Below are 20291 nucleotides of genomic sequence, written 5' to 3' on the forward strand. Positions count from 1 at the left end.
GGCCCAGCCGCAGCGCCAGCGGCGATGACGGTGAGCGCAGTCGGCGAGCGAGCAGTGGCCGCCGGAACCAACACCGGCATCATCCAGACCGGCGATAACAGTCGCGCCGAGCGGTGAGTATCCCCCCACCAGATCGCCCCTCCGTGTCCGCCCACGGGACCGGCGCCGTCGGTGTGGGGGCCAACCGGGGCATCGTCCAGACCGGTCCCAACGCCTCGGCGGTCATCGTGCAGACGACCGGCCCGGCTCCACAGGCTCTGGCCGGCCTGCCCGCCGCGCCTGTCGGCTTTGTCGGCCGCACCGACTCCTTGAGGGAGGTGCTGACGTTTATAGACCCAAACGGCGAGGGCGGAGCGGAGGTGCTGGTGTCGGCGGTGGCGGTGGCGGGCATGGCCGGGGTCGGCAAGACCGCGCTGGCGCTTGTGGCCGCTCACCAAGCGATGGCGGAGGGCTGGTTCGGTGGCGGGGTGTTCTTCATCGACATGCGCGGCTACACCCCCGACCCGTACGAGCGCGTGAACGCCGCAGCGGCGGCGGGGCAGTTACTGCGGGCAATGGGCATCCGCGACACCGATCTTCCGCCGACCGGCGAGGAACAGTTGGGCTTGTATCGGTCAGTGCTAGCCGACCGGGCCCGCGAGGGGTTGCCGGTGCTGGTGGTGGCCGACAACGCCGCCGACTCTGGTCAGGTTGAGCCGCTTCTGCCGGCCCAGCCGTGTCACCGGCTGTTGGTCACCTCTCGGCACACCCTGACCCTGTTGCCCGCCCACCTGGTCGACCTGGCCGTACTGTCCGGGGCTGATGCCGTTGACCTGCTGCGCGCCGCCATGCAGGTGACAGGCAGAGCCGATCCGCGTGTCGATGCCCAGCCCGATTCAGCAGCGGAGATCGCCCGTCTATGTGGGCTGCTACCGCTGGCGTTACGGATCATCGCCGCCCTGCTGCGGGCCGAATCCGACCGCCCGCTGATCGACGCCGTCACGGAGTTGACCGATGCCCACCAGCGGCTGGACGCCCTGGACAGTGGCGATCGTGACCAGCACGGCCGCCCACTGGCGGTTCGGGTCGCGTTCGACCTGTCCTACCAGCATCTGCTGGCCGACCGGCCCGAACAGGCGCGGCTGTTTCGGTTGCTGCCGCTCAACCCCGGCCCGGACATCTGCTTCCAGGCCGCCGCTGTCCTCACCGGCCTCTCGGAGCCGGTGGTGCGCCGGCAACTTGCCGAACTGGCCCGGGCCCACCTGCTCACCACCCCGGTCACCGGCCGGTGGGGCATGCACGACCTGATCCGCCTGTACGCCGACCATCATGGCCACGCCCATGCAGACGGCGACGACCGCGAGGCAGCCTTAGACCGGTTGCTCAGCTTCTACCTACGCGCTGCCGACGCCGCCGACGATCACCTGCGTGCCCTGCCTGGTCAACCTGTCCCTGACCTCTTCACTGGGCGAGATGACGCTATTACCTGGCTCGATGCCGAACGCGTCAACTTGGTCGCCGCCGTCGGCCTTGCCGAGGCCTCCGGTCGCCATCGTGTCGCCAAGCGCCTGCCGACCTGCCTAAACGTATACCTAGCCATGAGATTTGCCTGGGCCGATCGCTTGAGCGTCAATGCCACCGCTGTGACCGCCTGCACACATCTGGACGACCACCACGGCAAAGGCCTGGCGCTGACCAGTCTCGGCAATGCCCTGCGCCGCCTGCAGCGCTTCGACGAGGCCCTCGCCGCCCACCGGGATGCCGTCACCATCTTCCGCAGCCTCGGCGACGGCTACTTCGAAGCCCAGGCGCGAGGCAACCTCGGCCTTGTCCTGTACGAGGTGGGCGGCTTCGGCGAGGCCATCATCGCTCTACAGGGCGCCGCCACCATCTTCCATGATCTTGGAAAACACCGCGACGAGGGCGGGATGCTGACCAACCTCGGACTCGTCCTGCACGAGATGCGCCGCTTCGACGAGGCCATTACCGCTCACCAAGACGCCATCACCATCTACTGCGAGCTCGGCGACCGCCACGGCGAAGGTATGGCTGTGGGCAACCTCGGGAGCACCCTGCGAGAGGTGCGGCGCCTCGACGAGGCCATTATCGCCCACCAGCAAGCCCTGAACCTCGCCCGCCAATTCGGCGACCGCCACCACGAAGGCAGAGAGCTGAATAACCTCGGCAACGCCCTGAGCGAGGTGCGGCGCTTTGAGGAGGCCATCACCGCCCACCAGGACGCCGCCGCCATCTTCCGCGACCTCGGCGACCGCCACAGCGAAGGCCAGGCGCTGAATAACCTCGGCAACGCCTTGAGCGAAGTGCGCTGCTTCGACGAAGCCATCACTGCATTCAAGCAGGCCGTGGCCCTGTTTGCCTCCATAGGAGACGATCACAACCACAACATCGCGCAGGCCGATCTGAGAGAGGCACAGCGGCAACAGACCGATGGATGACGTTCTGTGCTACGTCTCTTGCGGCCGGTTACCAGACGAATACGACACTGTCGAATACGTCACGGTACCGGTCCGCGGGGATGGTCCCAACACGGCGCAGAAGGACCGTGGTGCGTCGTCGACACCCCCGCGCACGCGGGGATGGCACCGCAATTTCGGCAATGGCGGGGGCCATTGAGCGGTGCTCCCCCGCGCACACGAGGATGGCCCTCAGTCCGCCGGCTTCAACTCCCCGTGGGGTCAGTGCTCCTCGCGCCGAGGGGATGGTCCCCCTCGCCCCGCAGCGCCCACTCCTCGCACTGCCTGCGCGGCAACTGCCGCGTGGATAAATATCGAGTAATGATCAGCCAGCCAGCCAGTTGGCTGGCAGAGAGCGGCGACTACCCTAACCTGACGACCATGTGTAGTTGATCGACTTCCCTACGTAAGGAGTTGGGGGAATGAGAGGCGATTCGCCGGCCTTCAAGCGGGTCATTCCCTTGGTAGCCATGGTCGTATCCGTGGCGGGCACCGTAGCCGCCTGCCAGGTCAACAGCTCCGTTCCTAAACCGACTTCTATGACATCGTCGCCCGCCGTAAGTACCACGCCAGTTCCCAGCCCCACCGGGGACAAGGAAGCCATCATGGCCGCGTACCGCGAGGTCTACCTAGCCGGACCGCGCGCCGAACGGGCTCAGCCTGAGGACCGCAGAGCGATTCTCGAACCGGTCACGACCCAGCCCCTGCTGAGCACGATGTTGAAGGGTATCGCCGCGCTTCGTGCCAAAGGCCGGGTCACCTGGGGACAGCCCGTCTTCCACGTCTTCGAAGTCGATATCCGTGATGACAGAGCTGTACTACGCGACTGCCAGGACGCTCGGAAAGCCGGCCAAGCGGACGATCGGACAGGAAAACGCCTCACCCACGGCATGCCCCAGACGTATATGGTCGCCGCCCTTGCCAGGGAGGCAGACGGTGCGTGGCGGGTAGCGAAGATGATGCAGCTGACTGAGCCATGCTCCCCAACTTCATGACTCATCTACTCGTCGGCGGATTCGTGCTCTTCCCTGCCATGAGCGACGATGGAGACGGTGTCGGGGTGGCAACGCAGCCCTTTGCCTACACCATTTGGGCCCAGGACAAGCCCAGTCGCGCGCCTGCCGTTCGCGCCAGCAGGCCGAAGGTCACCTGCACCTACCAGCGTTGGTGGTACGCCAACACGCTGCAGAAGGTGGGCCGGGGAGTCGTTGATCCGGATCGCAGCCCCAGCACCGAACAGCCCAAGGACGGGGCCTGGTACGAGGTCAAGTGCTCCAATGGGTCCCGGAAGATCGTCTGGATCGACAACAAGCGTGCCCCGGCCGTCAACGCCGAGCAGCTCGCTCAGCGGGCGTACAAGCGCATCCCGATCACACCGCCGCAGGTGCTCACGGCTCCGCCACGTGGCCGGGAAGGACTGGTCGGTCTCCCGCACTGGTTCTACCTGGCCAAGGAGCAGTGGGCAGCCAAGTCCAACCGGGTACGTACTGGCGCGGTCTGGGCCGAGGCCACGGCGAGACCGCAGCGGATGACCGTCAACACGGGTGAGGGCCACACCTTCACCTGCGACGGCCCAGGAACCGCCTACGACCCTGGCCGCCCCGCCACACGCCAAGGCTCCACCTGCTCGTACCGCTTCCGGTACCCAACGAACGCTCGCCGCGTGACCGTCTCGGTCACCTGGAGTGGCACCTGGCACGGCTCCGGCGGTACGGGTGGTGCGCTGCCGCCGATCACCAGGTCGGTCACGTTCCCGGTCCGCATCGTCGAGGCGCAGGCGCTCGTCACGAAGGGATAGAGGTTGATGCTGCTTCAGCGGCTCTCGCCGACCAAGGAGAAGGGCCAGATGCGTCCTTTGCCGAGTCGGCGCAGCCCCATGATGCTCGTGGTGGGCGTCGCGTTGACCGCACTGGGGGCGTTGGTGGCCTGGCAGGTGTACGGGTTCGCCAGTCAGCGCGTGCCGGTTCTGGTCGTGGCCCGTGACGTGCCGATCGGCCAGCAGATACAGGCGCAAGACCTGCGTACGGTCGCGCTGGGCGTGGACACGACGGTCCAGTCCGTCGACGCCGCCGGCAAGAGCGCGCTGATTGGCAGGCGCGCCGCAGTGGATCTGAAGGCGGGCAGTCTGCTCTCCCCGGCGCACGTGACCGAGACGCTGGTGCCGGCGCCGGGCGAGGTCGTCGTGCCGGTGGCGCTGAAGCCCAGTCGCCTGCCCGCCCGGGGCATTCAGCCAGGTGACCGCGTCGTGGCCACTGCCGTGTCGTCGGGTGACGCGGGTCGTGGGCCCGCGCAGGATCATCAGGCCAGGGTGGATCGTGTCGGCCAGCCGGACGCCGATGGGCTGGTCGTGGTCGATCTGATCGTCCCTGCTGCGGCTGGGCCGGCTCTAGCTCGGCAGGCCGCCGAGGGCCTGGTCGCGATCGTGCTGCAGTCGCGGGCCGGGTGAGCCGACCATGCTGATCGTTCTTTGTTCAGGCGGACACAGCCCCGGCGTGACGACGGCCGGGCTGGCGCTGACCCTCACGTGGCCGCGTACGGTCCTGTTCGCCGAGTGCGACCCGGCGGGTGGAAGCGTCCTGTCGGGCTTCTTGGTCGGTCATCGGCAGGAGCGCGGGCTGGGCGAGTGGGCGGTCCAGCTACGGCGTAGCGCCGACGCGGCGGACACGCTGGCTGAACAGGTACTGCGACTGAACGGTCCGGACAATCGCCGGATCCTGCCTGGCCTGGCGAGCCCCTCCCAGGTGCCATCGGTCCAGCCGTTGTGGCGGGACATCGCCGAGGCCTTCGCCACCACACCCGGGGATGTGATCGCCGACATCGGGCGTATCGGCGGAGCGGACACGCCCCTCCCCCTGCTGGCCGCCGCGGACCATGTCCTCGCCGTCGCGCAGCCGACGCTGCGAGACCTGTCCGCTCTCGTTCCCCGCCTCGCAACGATCACATCAGCACGGGGACACCGTCCGAGCCCACGAGTGCTGCTGGCCGGTGACGGCCCCTACGGGCGCAGGGAAGTGGCCAAAACGCTGGACGTCGAAGTGGCGGGCCACCTTCCGCATGACCCGAAGGCGGCGGCGGTCCTGACGCACGGCACGGACAGCGAGCGTCATCTGTCGCGATCCCTGCTTCTACGGGCCACACGGTCGCTCGGGAGTACGCTGTGCGAGCAGGTGCCAGCCTCGTGATCTTCAACATTCAACGGGCGGTGCGGGAGATCCTGCCTCAAGTGACCGACGCGCTCGACAAAGCCGTCGTCACCGGGGACGAAGCCGTCCGGGAGTACGCGCGGGCGGTCATCATCGACCTGGTCCGCGAGTACGCAGACAACAGGACGCTGTCCGGCCGGGACGTACCCACCCTGTCAGCCGAGCGGTTGCTGGCCGAGGCCGTCTACAACGAGATCTTCGCGTTGGGGCGGCTGCAGCCGTTCGTCGATGACCCCGAGGTGGAGAACATCGACGTCAACGGCTGTGACCAGGTGTGGATCACCTACCGGGATGGTCACAAGGCGCTCGCCCCGGCAATCGCCGACAACGACGAGGACCTGATCGGCAATGTCCGCCGCTGGGCCGCCTACCAGGGGCAGACGGCCCGGGACTTCTCCATTGCCCGCCCACGCTTGCACCTGTCGGTCGGGCGGACACGTATCGCCGCGCTGATGGGCGTCACGCCGCGCCCGTGCCTGTCGATCCGCAGGCACGGCATGCTTCACGCCGATCTGGACGATCTGATGGCGGCCGGCACCCTGGACAAGAGTTGCCGCGCGTTCCTGGCCGCAGCCGTACGAGCCCACAAGGACATCGTGGTCACGGGCGGGATGGGCGACGGTAAGACGACCTTCGCCCGAGCCCTCGCAGCCGAGATCGACCCGGACGAGCGGATCGCCACCGTGGAGAAGGAGTACGAGCTGTTCCTCCACGCGCAGCCCGACCGGCACCGGGACGTGCTCGCTCTGGAAGCCCGTGAGGGCAACACCGAAGGCTTCGGCGCGATCACCCTGCACCAGCTGATCGAAGACGCCCTGCGCTTCAACGCCCGCCGCATCATCGTCGGCGAGGTCCGCGGGGATGAGCTGGTCCCGATGCTGGAGGCGATGAACACGGGCGGCGCCGGCTCGATCTGCACCATGCACGCCGACTCCGCCGACCAGGTCTTCTCTCGGATGCTGATCCTGGCCGGATCGGGCGGCCTGGCGATCGCGCCGGACACACTGTTCCGCACGATCGGCATGGCGGTCGACTTCGTCGTCCATCTACGACACGAACTCCGCCACGACATGGATGGCCTGGTCAACCGCCGCTACGTCGCCGAGATCCACGAAGTCCTCCCACCGGCCGACGGCCTGGAACCGGCAGTCAACCGCGTCTACGTACCTGGGCCTGACGGACGCGCGATGCCCAACACCATTCCTCAGTGCATGGACGAGCTGGTCGCGGCCGGCCTCGATCTGTTCACCGGAGGATGGGCATGACCGGATGGTTGGCCGCCCTCGCCGGGGCGGCCCTGATCGCCGGGCCGCTGCTCACCGCTGCTGGATCGTTCCGGGTTCCGGTACGGCCGCCCCGTCCCCCGCGACGCCGGATGTCCCGACGCACGGTCGTACCAGCGACGTACGGGCTGGTCGCGTTCGGCATGACATGGCTGCTCACCGGCTGGCCGGTCGCCGCCGTCGGAGCCGCAGCAGGTGCGGTAGCGCTGCCACGCATGCTGACCAGCCGCGCCACCACACGGCAGATCGAGCGACTTGAAGCGCTGGAAGCCTGGATCCGCCACCTGGCCGACGTCCTCGGCGGCAGTGCCGGCATCGAGGAGGCGCTCCGCTCCAGCGCCGACCACCCACCCGCACCGATCGCCACCGAGGTACGAGCTCTGGCCCGCCGCCTCACCTACCGCACCCCCACTGAACAGGCACTTCGGGCGTTCGCCGACGACCTTGCCGACCCGACCGGCGACATGATCGCCGCCGCACTCATCCTGGCTTGCCGGGCCCGCGGTCAAGGGCTGCGCGAGGTCCTGCAACGCCTGGCTCGCACGGTCGCCAAGGACGTCGCCACCAGACGCGAGATCAACGCTGAACGCGCCACTCATCGCGTCACCGCCCGCTGGGTCGTCGGCGCGCTGCTCGGCTACACCGCCTTCGCCCTGCTCAACACCACGTACGTCGCTCCGTTCGGAACGGTCGGCGGCCAGCTCGTGCTTGCGATCGTGATCGGCCTGTACGCAGGCGCGTTCACCTGGCTGTACCGCCTGGCAAGGCCACCGAAGCAGCATCGCTTTCTCAACTCCACAGGTGAGCCATCATGATCGAGATCGTGCTGGCCTGCGGCGCAGTGAGCGGCCTCGGAGTAGCTCTCGCGCTCTCCACAGCCTTCCCAGCCCCGCCCGCGCTCGCCCCCGCGATGGAACGCCTCCGGCCAGGCCCAAGTACCGAACCTCAGCGCGACTGGAAATCACGCCTGGTCATGAAACTCGGCACCCGGGTGCCGCACACGGACCTGGCCGTGCTCGGCAAGACGCCCCACGACTACGTCGCCCAGAAGGCGTTGATGATCGGCTTGGGGACCGCGGGGCCGTTCGTGTTCTGGGCGTGGTGCGCGCTGCTCGGCGTCACCTTGCCCTGGCCCGTCTCCTGGACGGCGTGCCTGGCGTTCGCCGTCGCGGTGTTCTTCGCCCCTGATGCCGCTCTCCGCAGCCAGGCCGCCGAGGCACGTACAGCGTTCCGGCAGGCCATCGTCGCCTACCTCGACCTGGTCGCGCTCGCCCGCGCCGCAGGGGCAGGGCCGGCCGAGGCCCTGGAGTCCGCCGCGAAGGTCGGACACGGATGGACCTTCCGGCGACTTGCCCGAGCGCTGGATCCCGCACGCCGAGGCACTGGCAGCGCCTGGGACGAGCTCACCCGCCTGGCGAAGGAGATCGGCGCACCTGAACTGGCGGACATGGCCTCCATCGCCCAGCTCGCCGGCACGAGAGGCGCGAGCATCCTCGACACCCTGATGGCCAAGGCCCAGTCTCTGCGCGAGGCCGACCTGTCGGCTGAGGTGGCCAAGGCCAGATCCCGTACCGAGACCATGACCGTGCCCATGGCGCTGTCCGTCCTCGGATTTCTGCTGTTGCTCGGCTTTCCCGCCTTCGCGCGAATGACCGGCGGCTGACCCGCTCCCTGGAGGTACCCATGATCCGTAACCGCGCGCTCTCCGTTGCCGTACGGCTGCAGCACCTGCTCAACCGCCCTGCTGTACGACGCGGCGTGGATCCCGAACGCGGCGCCTCGACAGTGGAATGGGTGATCATCGCGGCCGTCGTCTTCCTCTTGGCGATCACTGTCGGCACGAAGATCACCTCCGTCGTCAACGAACAGCTCGCCAAGATCAAATGAGCGTACGCGAGCGAGGATCCGCGACGCTGGAGGCCGCCCTGGTCTACCCTGCGGTGCTCCTGCTCGTCCTGCTCACCATGAACACCGCGCTGTGGTTCCACGCCAGAAACCTCGCCATGGCCGCCGCCCAGGAAGGACTACGCGCCGGACGAAACCACGGCAGCAGCCCGTCAGCCGGCCAATCAACCGCGGAGCGTTTCATCCGTCAGACCAGCGGATCGTTCCTCACCAGCTCGAAGGTCGCCATCACACGTCACGCCGACACCCTCGAAGTGTCGGTCAGCGGCCAGGCCATCAGCCTGGTTCCTCTGCTGACACTCACCGTGACCCAGGTCGCCCGCGCACCCATCGAGAAGTGGACCACTGGATGACTCGCGAGCGCGGATCTATAACCCTGGAGACGGCAATCATCGCACCAGCGCTGATGATCCTGCTGTTGATGGTCATCGGGTTGGGCCGCATAGCCCTCGCCCATGGCGCTCTCGACGCAGCCGCCCGCGACGCAGCCCGGCAAGCCTCCATCGCCCGGGATCCAGCCGCGGCCCGAGCGGCTGCCGTGACGAGCGCGCGAGCAGCCCTTGCCCGCGAAGGACTGGCGTGCGCACCATCAGTGACCGTGGACACCACTGGCCTGTCCGCCCCGCTGGGCAGGCCGGCTGCGGTGATCGCGCACGTCTCCTGCGAGGTGGAGCTGGCCGACCTCGCCATACCGGGAATCCCCGGTACCAAGCACATCACCAGCAGCTTCACCAGCCCGATCGACCCTTACCGAGCCAGAACTCTCGGGTTCGCGAATTCTGACGGCGCCTCGGGCTTGAACCTGAGTATGGGCGGTCGTGATGGGCGTCGGTAAGCGTCTGGGCTCGATGAACTGGCGCCTGGTAAGAGCGTCAGATGGCGATCGGAACGTCTTCGATCCAGCAGGCGGCGACATGAGGACTGATCAGGGCTACGGCGTCTTCGGCGTCCTGGCGAGTGAGGAAGACGCCCGCACCGCTGATGTCAGGGATCTTCTGAAGGCCGCGGTCAACGCGGGTCATGACAAGGAAGGCCCAGCGGTGCCGCTCGCGGTGCGGTCGTGTCGCCGGGTGAGCGGCGAGCGCTGCGATGAGGTCTTCGACCGACGCGGCGTGGCTGCTCGGGTAGATGTGGTCGAGGGCTTGCGTGGGCCAGAACGGCTGGTCAGGATCGACGTGCGTGAAATGGCTGTGGCGGACTGGGTTGAGCACGTCGTCTCGCCAGCCGACTCCGGAGGCGACCACATAGTCGGTTTCGCCCTGGCTCTGCAGCACGAAGACAAGAGCGTCATCAAGTTCGATGCTCGGGGTCGACTCCTTGATCCTGACCGTTTCTGCGCTGCTGGCTGTCGTGATGTTGAGCCCCTCGTAGTGGGACCGGATCTTCAGCGTGTCGACCCCGGCGAACAGGATGTCGAGGGTGGTGTCCCAGTTACGCCCCTGTGCGTCGGGCCAGTTGGGGTCTGGGTAAGCGCTGCTGCGCAGCAGGATCCGGCTGTGAGTTGGGCTGTGGGCGAGCCAGTAGAAGGCGCGGTCGCTGTTGAGGATCTCCGTTCCAGAAGCCACGGGCGTCCGTGCGCTCACCCACGTGTTGCTCGTCACGCCGATCATCCTCGCGATCCTCGTGGCGCTGGGTCAATGCTGCCGGTGGAGGGCTGGACGAGGCCGGAGCAGCCAACCTCTCGTCCACCTGGAGACTCACCACGGGTTCAACTGTGAGTAGGCGCCTAGGCCGAACTGGCCGCAGCTTCGAGGTGGCCGCGGGCGCGGCACCAGACCGTCTCGAAGTCACTCGATGTCAGAGGCTGAGGATCGTGACCGTCCCATTCTTGGACGGGGATGTCGGCGGTCGTGCCGTACGTCGCCTCATACCTTCTGGTACGCCCCGCGCTGTAGGCCTCCTGCCATTCGGCCAGCGATGCCGCCGCGATGGGCACGTTGTCGGGCCCGCGCAACTCGATCTGCCGCGACACCCAACCCTCAGCGTCAATCTCGAAGTAGAACCAGATGTCCTCTTCAGCCCAGTGGGCGCGAAACCAGTGCGTCACCCCTCAATGATGGCCACAACGCGCAGTTGCGATGAGGACGGCCGGCCATGAGCGCGGAGCGCGGTTCGGTCACGGTGTTCGCCGCGGTGATCGGATTCGCGCTGCTCCTGTGCGCCGGGCTCATGGTGGACGGCGGCGCCAAAATCCTGGCCTACCGCGAAGCCTACGCCGCAGCCGAGGAAGCGGCCCGCGCCGGAGCAGGCCAGGTGGACACCGGCCGTGCCTACAGCGACGGCCGCTTCGAGATAGACGCCGCCCAAGCGTCGACCGCCATCCGCGCCTACCTGTCCGCCGCCGGCCACACCGGCACGGTCGCCACGACCGGCAACCAGGTGCGGGTCACCGTCACCGTCTCCAAGCCCACCGTACTGATCTCCCTGATCGGCATCGGAGCCGTTACCGCTACGGCCACCGCCACTGCACGGATGTTCCACGGGATCGAACAAGGACAATCATGACGATGTACGGCCTGCGTCATCCTCTGCTCGCCAGAATCGCCGCCGGCACGGCACTCACGGGCCTGCTGACCGGGTTCCCCGCCGTACTGCTGATCTTCTTCTGGCCGATCGAGTTGCCCAGCCTCGATGACCTGGCCACTCCGGGCGAGCCCATCGTCATCAAGACGCTCCTGCTGACCACGGTGTGGACCTGCTGGGCCTTGTTCGCCGTCGCGATGACGGTGGAACTGGTGGGCACGTTCCGCGCCCGTCGCAGCCAGGTACGCCTGCCGTTCCAACGACTCGCCGCGTACCTGATAACTACGATCACCGTGGCCGCGACCGCCCCTGTCGCGGCGCCCCGCGACCTGATCCCAGCCGCAGCGATCGCGGCCACCTCCACACAGTTGCCCGACCAGGCCACGATCGCGGAACCAGACAAGAGCGAGACCGCGAAGGCCCATATCACGTATGTCGTCCAGCCGAGAGACACCCTCTGGACGATCGCCGAGAATTACCTCGGCGACCCGATGCGCTACCGCGACATCATCGCCCTGAACCAGGGCCGCACCATGGACGGCGGCCGGCCCTTCGCTCAGGGCGAGTGGCTGCAACCCGGCTGCGCCCTTCACCTGCCCGCCGATGCCAAGAAACCCGAGCAGGCACGACCGCGAACGCACACCGTCGCTTCTGGCGAAACTCTCTGGGGCATCTCCGAACAGCACCTCGGAAAAGGCGCTCACTACAAGAAGATCTTCAAGCTGAACAAGGGACGCCCGCAACCCGGCCGGACCCAACTGACCGACCCGGACGTACTGGAGCCGGGATGGCGGCTGATCCTTCCCAGGCACGGGCGCAACGCTCAGAAGGCCAAACCGGTCCACCGCCGAACCGTCTCGAAGCCCGCAGCCGAGCCGAACCGTCACACGCCTTCATCGCGCCTCACGGAAGAGCCGCCTCGCTTCTGGACATCTTCGTCTCGCCTCATAACGACCAAGGCCGGGCCCCGCGAGTCCTCCCATGCCTCGTCTCACCCCGCCGCCAGGATTGCTTCACTCCGTCCGGTTGCCGAGCCGCGCCTTCCTGCTGCACCCGCCGTACAGAGCCCCAGGCCGGACGCCGCAGCGGCTTCCACCGAGGCCGTCTTCCTGCCACAGGGCGGGATGATGGCACTCTCCTTCGCGGCGGGCATCGCAGTCGCACTCGCCGCCACCCGGCTCCACCGCCGACGCCGTCTGTCCACCCCCGCCATCGACGAACCTGTCAGCGTGCTCGCCCCCGAACCTCAACGTCCCGCTGTACGCGCGCTGGAACGGGCCCACCGGAACAGCGACACAGAAACAACGCCGCCGGACGACTTCGAACTGGTCAGCTCCGCGTTCGAGATAGACCCACCGATCACGCTCAAGGCCGGAATCCGCGACGACAACCCTGTGCACGTGCCCCTGTCCGGGCTGAACCTGGCCCTCACCGGCTCAGGAGCCGACGACTGCATCCGCGCTATCGTCCTCGATCTCCTCACCCAAGCCGACGCTTACCGCGCCAGTATCATCATCCCCGCCCAGGACGCCGAGCGCTGGTTCGGCGACACCATCACCACCCTGGCCGCTCACCTGCCCGAACTCCGGCTTACCGCCACCCTCGCCGAAGCCCTCAACCACCTCGAAGAAGAGCTCGTCAGCCGCCGCGGGATCCTCCAGGACTACGAGGCCGACGACATCCACCAACTCCGCCAGGCCGAACCCGGCGAACCCCTGCCCGCGCTACTACTGGCCGCCTCTTGTCCTGACGGCCACCCGTACCTGGACACCCTCCTGACCATGGCACCCCACCTCGGCCTCGGAGCCGTTCTGGCCGGCCACTCGCCATCGGGGACTACCTGCGATCTCGACCAGGACCACCGCATCACCGCAGCGACCGGTCCCTTGGCCGCAGAACTCCGCGAGGTCACCCTCTTCCACCTGCCATCAGATGCCGCAACCTCGCTGCTCCATACGCTGGCAACCGGCAATGGCATGCCCGTCGCACAATTCGAGCAGCCGGCCGACCTCCCTGTTCCCCCGCCCAGCTCAACACGTCAGCCCGTACGGTTCACCGTCCTTGGCGAACCCTCCATCGATGCGCGCGGCACGCTTGTGGACCTGTCCCGACGCACCAAGGCACTCGAACTCTTCGTCATCCTCGCCCTGCACCCGAAGGGACTGGACCGCGAGGAGATCTGCGAACACCTGTGGCCCGACCTGGACGAAACCCTGGCCAGCTACCGCTTCCACGCCGCCCTCAAGGACCTGCGCACCGCCCTCCGCGACGCTTCCGCCTCGGACGACAAGAAGGCCCACTTCATCGAACGCAGCGGCAAGACGTACCGCATCGAGCCCCAACACATCGACGTCGACCTGTGGGCCTTCCACCAAGCACTCGCCAACGCCCGCATCGCCAGCAGCGAGCAGGCCAAGCTCACCGCCCTGGAAACCGCCGCAACCCTGTGTCATGGCCAGCTCTGCCAGGGTCTCAAGTACGACTGGCTCGACCAGGACCATCGCTGGCCCCTCACCATCGCGAGCGTCAAAGCCCTACTCCAACTCGGCGCCCTCCACGAACGTGCAGGTAACAACGAACAAGCCTTGGAGGTCTACGACCAGGCTCGGCGCCTCGACCCCGACATGGAAAGTGCCGCCCGATCCACCATCCGCCTCTTGATCACCCTGGGCCGGACCGACGAGGCCCGCCAGCATGCCCGCCATCTCAAGGCCCGCCTCGATACCCTCGGTGTCTCTGCCTCTCCCGATACGCAAGCCGTCCTACAACGGCTAAGCCGGTAAAGCTCAATGGAGCGACGGCCATGCTCTGCCGAGGTGATGGCGGAACCTTCTGGCTGCCGTTGAACCGCTTGTCTAAGCGTCGAATTCGCCGTGCTTGACGCCGCCCAGGAAGGCTTCCCACTCGGCCGGCGTGAAGATGAGTGCGGCGCCGTTGGGGTGCTTGCTGTGGCGCACGGCAACGAATCCGGGGAGATTGGTGGCGACCTCGACACAGTTCCCGCCGTTGCCGCCGCTGCGGGAACTCTTCCTCCATGCAGCCTGAGAAAGGTCTGCATGGATCAGGTCTGGAGCTTCCATTGGTCTCGGGCTTCCTCGATCATCTCTAGCGACTGTCCGGGACGGTACGCCTCTGCTCGTATCCTGTCATATCTATCCCAGATGACCGCGACGAAGTCGTGCTCCGCTGACACCTCGCCTCGGCCTGCGGAGTCTACAGACACGGCGGTGGGAGCGTCCGGAAGTTCGGCGATGATGAAGCTCGACAGCAATCCTGCGGTGCATGGTGTTTCAAAAGGGACAAGCTGTACGGTCACGTAAGAACGGTTGGCGATTGCAACAAGGTGGTCAAGTTGCGCGGCCATAACCTGTGGGGTTCCGAGTCGGCGGCGAATGACCATTTCGTCGAACAGTGCCCACACCTTCGGGGGCGCGTCGCTGTCAAGGATGAGCTGTCGCCGCATGCGGGCGTTGACGCCGTCCTCGACCTCTTGGGCAGAGGCCCCCGCCAGGTCGCCCTGGAACACTGCGCGTGCGTAGTCCTCGGTTTGGAACAGGCCGGGGATCAGGAGCGGATCCCAGCTCCTGAGGACGCGGGCTGAGGGCTCGATCTCGTCCATCCACCGCAGGTACCAGCCTGGACCAGAGGGGGATGTGATGCTGCGGCAGAGTCGGGCGAAGCGGGCGCCAGTACCGAATACCTGGTCACAGCCTGCGGCGAAGTCTGGTTTCGGCGTGCGGTCGCCCTTCTCGATGTGTGCGACCAGGGATGACGAGCAGCCCAGGCGCTTGCCAAGTACGACCTGGGTCAGATCGTGCTCTCTCCGGGTGCGCGCCAGCTCTTTGCCGAAGCGCTGAACTGGCGTTAGTCGCGGATCAAGGTCGTTCGACATGCCTATCCCCCACCTGTTTCGCCCCAGCAGCTTGACGAGAACTTGACAAATTCTGACAGCTAGCCCCACATAAGGGAGGCTTTTGGGACTCGATTGTGCGCTGCTTTCTCCTACCAACTAAGCGTTACCGTGGGCAAACTAAATGTCAAAGGTTCCCGCCTCGACAGCCGCCATGACAAGAAATGGACAGGCCGCCGGAGTATGTGGATCCTTCGTGACAGACCTAAGTCGGGATCAATCCGACAATCCACTCGTTTGGATGAGGGTGAGATGACGGTCATGACATTGGATGGCTACGAGCCTCGAAAATGCCAGATATCGCCAAAAAACGAAGAATATTCACCCGTCGGGATAGGTGGGTGAATGGCACATGCCACTAACAGCCGCGTCTCACCTTCCATATGCCGGGTTCAAGGTGTGGATGCTCAGGGGCCTTGATGACCGGGCTCTGCTGCCTCGCTTGGCCCGTCGGGAGCTTCGGAGGTGGATAGGAGACCATCCTGCGTTCGATGACCTTGAGCTCATCGTGTCGGAGCTGGTGACGAACGCGGTGGTTCACGCTGCTGCCACTTGGGTGCGCCTGACTCTGCGGCCAGAGGAGGTGGGAGGGCGGCGTTACTGGCGGGTGGCGGTCGTGGACCCTGGCCGGTCGGCGTTGGTTCCCCAGCCGCGGATAGCTGCCCTGAGCGACCCATCCGGGCGGGGTCTATGGCTGGTGGACGACCTCACGCACGGCTGCTGGGACACCGAGCTGACACAGCTGGGCGAACGGGTCGTGTGGGCGTTGCTGCCGCTGAACGGCCGATCAGAGGAGCGGACGAAGTGAACCTGTTCGGGAGAGCCGAAGCGGTAAGGCCGACTACCGCAATGTCAGGTAACGCGCGACGGCTGGCAGATGAGCTGGCACAGCGTCTCGGCCATCGTGGCGTCAGGTCGGAGATCTTCGACGCTCACGGGATCGCGCTGGTGGGCATCTGGTCCGTGGGCGTGACGGTGTGGTGCGAGTGGGAGCGCGGCCAGTGGCGTTTTCGCTGGTCGCTGAGCGACGGCAGCGGGACGGGGAGGTGGGAGTACACGGTGTGCCCGTGCTCGGCGATGGAGATGGCGGCGCAGCGAATCGAGAGCTTGTGTCTGGAGCGATTCAGGCAGATGCACGGAGCGGGCGGGCTGGGGACGCGTCACAGGCCGTATGCCGGTGAGGGTGGCCGGGCGTGAGCAGTAAGGCGAAGGTGGTGCCGTACGTGACGGCGTACGACGGCGAAAGCGTGTCGTACCAGCTCACCGTGTACCCGCATACTGAGGCGACAGACGGGATGCGGCTGTCGTACACCGATGCCACGGCGCACGACTGGATGTTCGGCGTGCTGTGGCATCGCCATGGCCTGTCGCGGTCTGGTCGTCCGCTGTGGAAGCTGGTGAACACCTCGCGCCAACGACGCTGCATGCTCCACCGGCTGTGCCAGGTGTGCGGACGGTCGGCTGTGAAGGGCGGTCGGACCTGGTGGCTGTTGCCCGAACCTCCCAGCGTGACAGGTTGTGGCCGGCGATTCACGCACGTGCCGCCAACCTGCCGGTGGTGCATCCCGAAAGCACGGGCATGGTGCCCGCGCCTGAGCCCGGAGTCGTACGTCTGCACCACTCGCGCCAGTGAGGCGTATGGGGTGGTCGCGGATGTGTACCGGCCTGCTGCTGGGCGGAAGCTTGTCGTGGTGCAGCGTGCCGCGGAGGTGCCGTTGGAGGCGTTCCGGCAACTGGAGTACGCCCTGGCCACGCAGCTGCTTGTCGGGCTGGAAGATCTGCAGCGCTTGAACTTGCAACATGCGGACGAGTCCTTTCGGTCGATCGAAGGCGAGCCCTGGATCTCTGGATAGATCCACCTCGTTGCCAGAGAAGGCGGTCCCCGCGCCCGAGTGTCGAACCGCCACCCGGCCCGCGCAAACTAAACCGCCCGGCAAGCACCCGGTGGCAGTTCACTCCGCTACCTCCCCGCCCGTACAAGGAGAGCTCTCGCTGACCTGCGGGATTGCTCGGCGCCACGCGCCCGCCATCTCAAGGCTCGCCTCGACACGCTCGGTGTCGCTCCCTCCCCGGAAACCCGAGCTGTCGTTCAACAAGTCTGATACCCCCTGACTGAGAGAGACCAAATCCACCCCGCTCTCCCAGCGGAGACTTGTTGACCCCGCAACAAGTAATGCGTCAAAGACATCCGGTGCTATGTCACATATGTTCCGCACAGCCAGTCGGCCACCGGCAGGATGTTTCCTGAATTGGGATACATATCGCAATTTGTCACACCCGTCTGCAAGGGTGCACCTGTGATGCCGACAGACGATTCCGGTAACGTTCTCAACGCGAACTTCACCATCGAGCCCGACGGCCCATACCTTGCACTGACCCTCGACAGCGCTGGTGGGAAGAACCCCGAGGGCCCGTCCCGCAACCTGGACTACCCGAAGGTCCTCACGTTGCTTCTCAGCCGTCTCCGGGATCGGGACGCCACCCTGTCGCAAGCCCTCGTGGATTCGAACCGGACCCGCCACCTCTCCGAAGAGGAGCGGACACTCACAGACGGCCCGATCCGCCTCAAGGACCTGCCCGACATGGATGCCCTACGGCTGCGGCTCACCCGGGCACAGGGGGACATCGGGCAAGCGTCGAATGCACGCAGAAGCGGAAACAACCGCAAGCGGATGCGCCTTCGTCTGCAGGTTCCAGGGTTGACCGAAGCCGACGCCGATCGGCTCATGGCCGAACTCGCGGCGCCCCCTATCAGCAGGAGCACGCCCCCTCACCCGGCTAGCCACGCCGTGGTCCCCCGTGACGACGACGCGGAAACCAACGAGAACACCACCCCAGAGTCCTCCCGACACCCTCGCTACCTTCAGGATGCCCGCCTCCGTCAAGCGATCGAGAAGCACGCAGTTGCTCTAGCAATCAGGCACTACGAGAGCATGGGGTATCACATTGAGGACGTCGGAACCCGTAGGTCCTACGATCTTCACGCCACGAAGGGCCCAACCGTGCTCCACGTGGAGGTCAAGGGGTCCACAGGCTCCATCACCTCTGTGGAACTGACCACCAACGAGGTCCGGAACGCCTACGAACACCTGACGGATCTCGTCGTGGTGGATCAGATTCGGCGTATTGACGACGATGACGACCTTCTCAAGCTGGAAGGAGGGCGGTTCCGCATATGGAAGGGATGGCAGCCCGCCGACGAGGATCTACAAGCAACCCGCTTCGACTACCGACTGCAAGCTCCCCACGCGGCAGGATAGGCCAATAGCGGACACAAGTCGCATAGCCGACCAAGCGGCTACTATTCACGCAGTTATCCGCCGGAAGTCGATACGGGACCCGACCGCCGAGTGCCGCGATCCGAACTCGACCAAGCATTCGATAGATCACTACCTTTGGCCTCAGATGGGCGCAATCGCGTTGGACCGAAATACGGCGCCATCTGCTCGCAGTCACTAACGGCGTTTCCCGGTCGGCGAAATTGTCGGTGTTCCCTCGTAGCCTCTATGCCGAGGTCGAGCTGCGAAGAATCAGGAGCGGAGATGGTGTTTTCCGAGCCGGCGGGAGAGGTTCTCGACCCCTGCGCCGAGGATCTCATCCAGTCCCTACGCGCCTTCGGTTATGATCTGCCGACCGCCCTTGCCGACCTGATCGACAACAGCATCGCCGCGGGCGCGACGACCGTGCGCATCGCACACTGCTCGGACGCCGGCGCGGCCTGGGTGGGTATCCTCGACGACGGCCGGGGAATGAGCGAGGACGAACTTCGCGACGCCATGCGCTTCGCCCGGAACCCCACCGCTGCACGTACCGCCAACGACCTTGGACGGTTTGGCCTGGGCCTGAAGACGGCGTCTCTGTCCCAGGTCCGGAGGGTGACCGTCCTGACCAGGAAGCACCACGGCACGCTTTACGCTCGTACGTGGGATATCGATCATGTCTTCGAACAACGTCAGTGGAGAGTGATCACCGAGCTCGACGAAGGTGCCGCGGCAATCGCGGAACAGCTCGGATTCACCAGTCAGGGAACGCTGGTTCTGTGGCGCAAGACCGATCGGCTTGGTGACGGCCCAGGACTGTCCAGACGCATCAACGAGGCTGGCAGGGAGCTCTCCCTCCTGTTCCACCGCTTCGTGGAGAGGGGCAGGCTGACCCTGTACCTGGGCGGACGCGGGCTGAGCCCCATGGATCCCTATCTCCGCAGACATCCGGCAACCCAGGACCGCGGTTTCGAGGATCTCGAACATGGTGGTCACCGGATACGGCTCAACCCGGTGGTCCTTCCCCACCCCTCCCGCCTGAGCAGGAGCGAGATAACACTGGCCTCAGGCCCAGGTGGCATGCAGGATCGGCAGGGCTTCTACGTCTACCGCGGTGATCGTCTCGTCGTGGCCGGCGGCTGGCTCGGGCTACATGGCATGCACAAGTCGCAACCCACACGACTGGCTCGGGTGGCGGTGGATATCCCACCCGAAGCGGATCTGGCCTGGGAGGTGGACGTCAGGAAGTCCTCCGTACGGCCGCCCTCCATGTTGGAAAGGCGGATGGCCGAGATCGCCAAGGACGTACGCGCCCGGTCCGAAAGAGTCTTTGCCTACCGGGGTGCTCCCACTGCACGCTCCCGTGCCGAACGCGATGTTCACCCCGTTTGGCACCAGGTAAGGAGGCGGGGCGTCTCGGAGTACGTGGTGAACCGTGAACACCCCTTGGTGGCTGCTGTCCTGACCGGTCCGAACGGCGAAGCACTCGAGGGGGTGCTCCACTTGGTTGAGACAACACTCCCCGTGGAGACGATCTCGCAGGAACTCATGTCCTCGGCACCGCCGAACGGTCCCGCGGCCAAGGAGGCCACTGATGTCGAGGAGGTTCTGGCAACGTTCAGGTCGATGCTGACCGGACTGCCGAAGGACCCGGAAACGAGGTCTGTCCTCCTGGAGGCTCTCACCAAGGCGGAGCCATTCGCGATGTATCCGGGCCTCATACAAGAGGTCATCGAATCCGAGGAGAACTGATC

22 protein-coding genes are annotated in these 20291 nt (G+C 66.2%); 18 read left to right on the forward strand and 4 right to left on the reverse strand.

Annotated elements, in window-relative coordinates; translation table 11 throughout:
• Positions 1-143: 143 nt before the first annotated feature.
• The 11 genes from AB0I81_RS62405 (at position 144) to AB0I81_RS62455 (ending at position 9679) form a co-directional block, all read left to right on the forward strand.
• A complete protein-coding gene (locus AB0I81_RS62405) occupies positions 144-2435 on the forward strand; it encodes a tetratricopeptide repeat protein (RefSeq protein WP_360679909.1) in 2292 nt (763 codons plus the stop codon).
• 623 nt (positions 2436-3058) lie between these two features.
• A complete protein-coding gene (locus AB0I81_RS62410; RefSeq protein WP_360679911.1) occupies positions 3059-3448 on the forward strand; it encodes a hypothetical protein in 390 nt (129 codons plus the stop codon).
• A 65-nt stretch (positions 3449-3513) separates the two neighbouring features.
• Entirely contained in the window at positions 3514-4251 is a 738-nt protein-coding gene (locus AB0I81_RS62415) for a hypothetical protein (RefSeq protein ID WP_360679914.1), read from the forward strand.
• A gap of 6 nt (positions 4252-4257) precedes the next feature.
• Positions 4258-4899, forward strand: coding sequence for an SAF domain-containing protein (locus AB0I81_RS62420; RefSeq protein WP_360679916.1), 642 nt, complete (start codon positions 4258-4260; stop codon positions 4897-4899).
• 7 nt (positions 4900-4906) lie between these two features.
• Positions 4907-5635, forward strand: a complete 729-nt coding sequence (locus AB0I81_RS62425; RefSeq protein WP_360679919.1) for a hypothetical protein — start codon at positions 4907-4909, stop codon at positions 5633-5635.
• Positions 5632-6921, forward strand: coding sequence for a CpaF/VirB11 family protein (locus AB0I81_RS62430; protein WP_360679922.1), 1290 nt, complete (start codon positions 5632-5634; stop codon positions 6919-6921). Before AB0I81_RS62425 ends, AB0I81_RS62430 begins: the two co-directional genes overlap by 4 nt.
• Positions 6918-7754 (forward strand): type II secretion system F family protein, encoded by an 837-nt coding sequence (locus AB0I81_RS62435; RefSeq protein WP_360679925.1) that lies wholly within the window; start codon positions 6918-6920, stop codon positions 7752-7754. Before AB0I81_RS62430 ends, AB0I81_RS62435 begins: the two co-directional genes overlap by 4 nt.
• Positions 7751-8602 carry a type II secretion system F family protein gene (locus tag AB0I81_RS62440; protein ID WP_360679928.1) on the forward strand — a complete coding sequence of 284 codons (852 nt, stop codon included), beginning with the start codon at positions 7751-7753 and terminating at the stop codon, positions 8600-8602. Before AB0I81_RS62435 ends, AB0I81_RS62440 begins: the two co-directional genes overlap by 4 nt.
• Positions 8603-8622: 20 nt before the next feature.
• Positions 8623-8826, forward strand: a complete 204-nt coding sequence (locus AB0I81_RS62445; RefSeq protein ID WP_360679931.1) for a hypothetical protein — start codon at positions 8623-8625, stop codon at positions 8824-8826.
• Complete coding sequence (locus AB0I81_RS62450) at positions 8823-9197, forward strand: TadE family protein (protein WP_360679934.1); 375 nt, start codon at positions 8823-8825, stop codon at positions 9195-9197. Before AB0I81_RS62445 ends, AB0I81_RS62450 begins: the two co-directional genes overlap by 4 nt.
• Positions 9194-9679: a TadE/TadG family type IV pilus assembly protein gene (locus tag AB0I81_RS62455; RefSeq protein ID WP_360679937.1), complete on the forward strand. Its 486-nt coding sequence runs from the start codon at positions 9194-9196 to the stop codon at positions 9677-9679. The genes AB0I81_RS62450 and AB0I81_RS62455 overlap by 4 nt, the downstream gene beginning before the upstream one ends.
• Positions 9680-9716: 37 nt before the next feature.
• Here AB0I81_RS62455 and AB0I81_RS62460 read toward each other — a convergent pair whose 3' ends face one another.
• On the reverse strand, positions 9717-10454 hold the full coding sequence (locus AB0I81_RS62460; RefSeq protein WP_360679940.1) for a hypothetical protein: 738 nt from the start codon (positions 10452-10454) through the stop codon (positions 9717-9719).
• Positions 10455-10570: 116 nt separating this feature from the next.
• The gene (locus tag AB0I81_RS62465; protein WP_360679943.1) at positions 10571-10891 is read right to left on the reverse strand and encodes a hypothetical protein; all 321 of its coding nucleotides are present in this window, start codon (positions 10889-10891) and stop codon (positions 10571-10573) included.
• A gap of 47 nt (positions 10892-10938) precedes the next feature.
• Between AB0I81_RS62465 and AB0I81_RS62470 the strand changes: the two genes are divergently transcribed.
• Complete coding sequence (locus AB0I81_RS62470; protein WP_360679946.1) at positions 10939-11349, forward strand: pilus assembly protein TadG-related protein; 411 nt, start codon at positions 10939-10941, stop codon at positions 11347-11349.
• Positions 11346-14150, forward strand: coding sequence for a LysM peptidoglycan-binding domain-containing protein (locus tag AB0I81_RS62475; RefSeq protein WP_360679949.1), 2805 nt, complete (start codon positions 11346-11348; stop codon positions 14148-14150). The genes AB0I81_RS62470 and AB0I81_RS62475 overlap by 4 nt, the downstream gene beginning before the upstream one ends.
• Positions 14151-14222: 72 nt before the next feature.
• Here the strand turns inward: AB0I81_RS62475 and AB0I81_RS62480 are convergent, their stop codons facing one another.
• Positions 14223-14447, reverse strand: a complete 225-nt coding sequence (locus AB0I81_RS62480) for a DUF397 domain-containing protein (protein WP_360679952.1) — start codon at positions 14445-14447, stop codon at positions 14223-14225.
• Entirely contained in the window at positions 14429-15259 is an 831-nt protein-coding gene (locus AB0I81_RS62485) for a helix-turn-helix transcriptional regulator (protein WP_360679955.1), read from the reverse strand. The genes AB0I81_RS62480 and AB0I81_RS62485 overlap by 19 nt, the downstream gene beginning before the upstream one ends.
• Before the next feature lie 421 nt (positions 15260-15680).
• Here AB0I81_RS62485 and AB0I81_RS62490 point away from each other — a divergent pair, with 421 nt between their 5' ends.
• The 5 genes from AB0I81_RS62490 to AB0I81_RS62510 all read left to right on the forward strand — a co-directional run bounded on the left by AB0I81_RS62490 (position 15681) and on the right by AB0I81_RS62510 (position 20289).
• The gene (locus tag AB0I81_RS62490) at positions 15681-16085 is read left to right on the forward strand and encodes an ATP-binding protein (protein ID WP_360679957.1); all 405 of its coding nucleotides are present in this window, start codon (positions 15681-15683) and stop codon (positions 16083-16085) included.
• Between the two features lie 41 nt (positions 16086-16126).
• Entirely contained in the window at positions 16127-16474 is a 348-nt protein-coding gene (locus AB0I81_RS62495) for a hypothetical protein (protein WP_360679960.1), read from the forward strand.
• Complete coding sequence (locus AB0I81_RS62500; RefSeq protein ID WP_360679963.1) at positions 16471-17130, forward strand: hypothetical protein; 660 nt, start codon at positions 16471-16473, stop codon at positions 17128-17130. The genes AB0I81_RS62495 and AB0I81_RS62500 overlap by 4 nt, the downstream gene beginning before the upstream one ends.
• Before the next feature lie 447 nt (positions 17131-17577).
• Positions 17578-18537 (forward strand): DUF3883 domain-containing protein, encoded by a 960-nt coding sequence (locus tag AB0I81_RS62505; protein ID WP_360679966.1) that lies wholly within the window; start codon positions 17578-17580, stop codon positions 18535-18537.
• Between the two features lie 282 nt (positions 18538-18819).
• Complete coding sequence (locus AB0I81_RS62510; RefSeq protein ID WP_360679969.1) at positions 18820-20289, forward strand: ATP-binding protein; 1470 nt, start codon at positions 18820-18822, stop codon at positions 20287-20289.
• Positions 20290-20291 lie beyond the last annotated feature (2 nt).

The organism is Nonomuraea sp. NPDC050404 (assembly GCF_040655495.1).
In the GTDB taxonomy this organism is placed as follows: domain Bacteria; phylum Actinomycetota; class Actinomycetes; order Streptosporangiales; family Streptosporangiaceae; genus Nonomuraea.